This window comes from Mesorhizobium sp. M7A.F.Ca.CA.004.06.1.1, assembly GCF_003999135.1.
Classification (GTDB): Bacteria; Pseudomonadota; Alphaproteobacteria; order Rhizobiales; family Rhizobiaceae; genus Mesorhizobium.
This window is the reverse complement of record NZ_RZPQ01000542.1, coordinates 1-4,077: the sequence shown is the minus strand read 5'-3', so window position 1 is coordinate 4,077 and position 4,077 is coordinate 1. Positions and strand designations below refer to the sequence as shown.

At 63.4% G+C, this 4,077-nt stretch carries 6 protein-coding genes; 2 read left to right on the top strand and 4 right to left on the bottom strand.

What is annotated here, in order from left to right; genetic code table 11:
• The coding region (locus EN906_RS25350) for an MFS transporter (protein WP_164777346.1) at positions 1 to 690 on the bottom strand (690 nt) is incomplete at its 3' end.
• A 72-nt stretch (positions 691 to 762) separates the two neighbouring features.
• Here EN906_RS25350 and EN906_RS25345 point away from each other — a divergent pair.
• Both EN906_RS25345 and EN906_RS25340 read left to right on the top strand, forming a co-directional pair.
• Entirely contained in the window at positions 763 to 1,380 is a 618-nt protein-coding gene (locus tag EN906_RS25345) for a TetR/AcrR family transcriptional regulator (protein ID WP_127267937.1), read from the top strand.
• Positions 1,381 to 1,425: 45 nt separating this feature from the next.
• Positions 1,426 to 2,019, top strand: coding sequence for a hypothetical protein (locus EN906_RS25340; RefSeq protein ID WP_127267936.1), 594 nt, complete (start codon positions 1,426 to 1,428; stop codon positions 2,017 to 2,019).
• A 225-nt stretch (positions 2,020 to 2,244) separates the two neighbouring features.
• Here EN906_RS25340 and ppa read toward each other — a convergent pair whose 3' ends face one another.
• The 3 genes from ppa to EN906_RS25325 form a co-directional block, all read right to left on the bottom strand.
• Positions 2,245 to 2,778: an inorganic diphosphatase gene (gene ppa, locus EN906_RS25335; protein WP_013528997.1), complete on the bottom strand. Its 534-nt coding sequence runs from the start codon at positions 2,776 to 2,778 to the stop codon at positions 2,245 to 2,247.
• A gap of 112 nt (positions 2,779 to 2,890) precedes the next feature.
• Positions 2,891 to 3,397 (bottom strand): GNAT family N-acetyltransferase, encoded by a 507-nt coding sequence (locus EN906_RS25330; RefSeq protein ID WP_013528996.1) that lies wholly within the window; start codon positions 3,395 to 3,397, stop codon positions 2,891 to 2,893.
• Positions 3,398 to 3,704: 307 nt separating this feature from the next.
• Positions 3,705 to 4,077 (bottom strand): TPM domain-containing protein (locus EN906_RS25325; RefSeq protein WP_348629287.1); only part of this gene is annotated, 373 nt, incomplete at its 5' end.

The following is a 4,077-nucleotide window of genomic DNA, read 5'->3' as shown; positions in this document are numbered from 1 at the left end:
GCGCAGCGTCGAGAACGTATGCGCCAGAAAATTGCCCTGTGACGCAGGCGGAGTGGGCGGCACGTCGTCAGCCTCGGCGCCGTAGCGCACCATGCCGATCGATGCCGGCCGCTCCGGCACCAGCAGCCAGACCAGCGGTATCAGGGCAGCGGTCGCGATCGCGACCGCAATGACAACCGGCTGCCAGCCGCCCGACTGCGCCAGCGCGGCGATCAGCGGCAGGAACACCAGCATGCCCGAGGCGCTGGAGGCCGACATCAATCCCATGACAAGCCCGCGATTGGTCTTGAACCACCGGTTGACGATGGTCGCGCCGAGCACGCTGGCGACAGCACCGGAACCAATGCCCGAGAACACGCCCCAGGTGATGAACAGATGCCACGGCTTGGTCATCAGCAGGCTGAGCGCGGTCGAGCCCGACATCACCACCAGCGAGGCCAGCAGCGTGCGGCGAAGCCCGATGCGCTCCATCAGGGCTGCGGCAAATGGCCCTGTCAGGCCGTAAAGCAGGATGCCGACACCGGCGGCCAGCGAGATGATGTCGCGCCGCCAGCCGAAACTGTTCTCCAGCGGCAGCATCATGACCGAGGGTGCGGAGCGCAGGCCAGCCGCGACCAGCAGGCTAAGGAAGATCACGCCGACCACGACGAAAGCGTAGCGCTGGCCAAAGGGGCGGGATTGAGCTATCATGTTACTGACCGGTACGTTGCAGGTGGAGTATGTATACGTACCGATCGGTAACATTGTCAATCGAGCCACACGATGCCAACCGACAAAAATATTGATCTGACCATCAGCGACGATCATGCGTCGGCGCCGCCGAAAGCAGCCAAGAAGATCCTCGATGTGGCTTATGACCTGTTCTACCGGCGCGGTATCAGGGCGATCGGCGTCGACGAGATCGTCAAACGTGCCGGCGTCACAAAGCCCAGCCTCTATCGCAGCTTTCCGTCCAAGGATGAACTGGCCGCCTCCTATCTCAGGCAGTACGATCTTGAATATTGGGAGCGTTTCGACGAGGCGGTTGCCGCTCATCCCGGCGACCCGCGCGCACAGATCAAGGCTTTCCTGACCCGCATCGGCAAGCGCACGCAAGTGGCGGACTATCGCGGCTGCGGCATGACCAACGCGGCGGTCGAATATCCCGACCACAGCCATCCGGCCCGTGTGGTCAGCGAGGCCAACAAGCAGGAATTGCGCCGCCGCCTACGCGCCATGGCGGTTGCGATGGGCGCGCAAGACCCTGACACGCTCGGCGACGGCCTTCTGCTGCTGATCGAAGGCGCCTATATCAGTGGCCAGCTGTTCGGGCTCGGCGGCCCGGCGCAAGCGGTCGCCCGCAACGCGGACCTGCTGATTGAAGCGAGCTTGAAGAAATAACGTTTGGCGCTACGCTGCGGCAGCTTGCAACGGAGATTGACCGCCATGCGTGCCATTCTGATCCCGCTTGTTCTGGTCGGTCTCGGTCGGGCTGCGCAAGCCGACGGCATTTCCAGCGCCTACACCGATCTGGATTCGAAAAAGGATTGCGTGACCTACGCGCAGGCCGAGGAAGGCGACGGCGACTGGGCCGAACTCGCCTGTTCGGGCTATCGCGGCTATCCCGTACTGATAGCCTATGACGATGCCCGTGAATCGCTGTTCTACGGCTTTCCCCCCGGCGGCGACATGACAACGGTCTGGGAGAGCTTTTCCGGTTTCAATTCGTCCGGAGCCAAGATCGAATGGCGCATCGAGACCACCGGCGACAAGGCTGTGCCCTATGCAGCCATCCATCGCCGCTCGATCAGCAATCCCGAGGACGAGAAAAAGCCGACCGAGGTGCTGCTCGTCGCCAAGGTCGGCCAGATGGACGCCCGCGACGGCTGCACCGTCGGCCTGGTGCTGGCCACCGGCAATCCCACCGCCAACGATCAGGCGCGCAAGCTTGCCGACGACAAGGCACGCACCTTCGCCTGCGGCAAGGACAGGCGCACCGTCATCGGCAATGTGCCGGCTTTTGGCCGGGTGGATAACTGAGCACGGCGGAGATTGGGCATCGCACCCGTAGCTTCGTCATCCACGGGCGGAGCAAGGAGCGTAGCGACGCAGCGCAGACCCGAGGATCCATGCCGCGACATCAACACCGCCGCGGCGGTGCAGAATTCCGTTCCGCCGCACACGTCGCCTGGCGTCACGGCATGGATACCAGGGTCTCCGCGACGCCGCTTTGCGGCTGCTCCGCCCTGGTATGACGAAGTTGGGCTACTTGCTCGCCTTGGCCCGCTCGATCGCATCGACGATCATCTTCTTGGCATATTTGGAATCGTGCCAGCCTTCGATCTTGACCCATTTGCCGGGCTCGAGATCCTTGTAGTGCTCGAAGAAGTGCTGCACCTGCTGGCGCGTGATGTCGGGCAGCTGGGTGTATTCGGTGACGTTCTCGTAGCGCAGCGTCAGTTTCGGCGACGGCACGGCAATGATCTTCTCATCCTGGCCGGCATTGTCTTCCATGATCAGCACGCCGATCGGCCTGACGTTGATGACGCAGCCCGGCACCAGGGCGCGCGTGTTGCAGACCAGCACGTCGATCGGATCGCCGTCGCCCGACAGCGTGTGCGGCACGAAGCCGTAATTGCCGGGGTAGCGCATCGAGGTGTGCAGGAAGCGGTCGACGAACAGCGTGCCGGCTTCCTTGTCCATCTCATACTTGATCGGCTCGCCGCCGATCGGCACCTCGATGATGACGTTGACGTCCTCAGGCGGGTTCTTTCCGCTGGCTATGGCTTCAATGCGCATGGCTTAAATCCCTCTCTCGATGGACGATCGATAGCGGGCGGCGCGTCATGGTGCAATGCGGCGAATGGTGCTGGCTGAAATCGGGAGACGCAATGGCCGAAGGGCCGGGCTGTCATTCCCAGACGAAAGCGACCTTCTTGAGCGCCTTCTGCTCGAAGATCTCGACGCCTTCCGCAACATCGCGGCCGCCGGCGCCGGCATAAAAGGCGAGTGCGTTCTGGTTGTCTTCCAGCGCCCACACGACCATGCCTTTCAGCCCGTGATCGGCCAACCGCGCCTTGGCTGCCGAAAACAGGCGGCTGCCGAGCCCGATGCCCTGATATTCCGGCCGCAGGTACAATTCGTAGATTTCGCCTTGCTGCCTGAGTTCACGGGCGCGGTTCTTGCCGATCGTCGCATAGCCGGCGATCTTTCCGCCGATCTCGACCACCAGAACAGTGGCGGCGCGGCGAATCGCATTCGCCCACCAGTCGGCACCTCGACGGTTGATCATCGATGTCAGGGTGCGGTGCGGAATGATGCCGGAATAGGCGCCGCGCCAGGCCTCCAGATGCACCTCGGCGATGGCACTGGCATCGCGCGGGTCGGCTTTCCGGATGTCGATCGTCAGCGTATTCATGATTTGTTAACCATAAACCCGCATCGCCCGATTGCAAGAGTCCCGGCGGCCCGCCGGCTGCTTTCTCACAGGCGATCATGGCACTGATGAGATCAGGCAAAGCCTGCTTGAAAACGCGCTCAGCCGAGGCGGATGGCGTGGCCTTCGAGAACCGGAGAGGAGCGTTGTTTTGCACGTGAGCACCGGCCTACGCCGGCCGAAGCCTGCCTGCCAAGGCCGCTTATGAGTGAGTGCTTCGGTCGGCGAAAGCCGGAAGCGCAGAAAACCGCGTCAGGCGTCCGGCTGAGTAGCGTTTGCAGGCGGGCTTTCAGATTTCGACGAGATGGTCGTCAAGTTCGTTGCTGTCGCCCACCGTGACCGGGAAATGCTCGGCCAGCACCGCACCCACCTGCTCGATCGCCTTGACGAAGCCGTCGGCAAGCCGGTCGTCGCCGGCATGCGCGGTAAGGTCGCGCACGACACCGTCCCAGACATGCTGGCCGACCTTGGCGTCGATGCCCGAATCGGCAACCACTTCGGCGTAGCGTTCAGCGATCGAGACGAAGACCAGCACGCCGGTGCGCGCCGTGGTGCGGTGGACGTTGCGGGCAAGGAACTGCTTGCTCGCGTTGGCGTGCGCCGCCTGGTAGCGCAGCCGCCTCGGCACCAGATGGATGCGCAGGCCGGGCAGCGCCCACAAC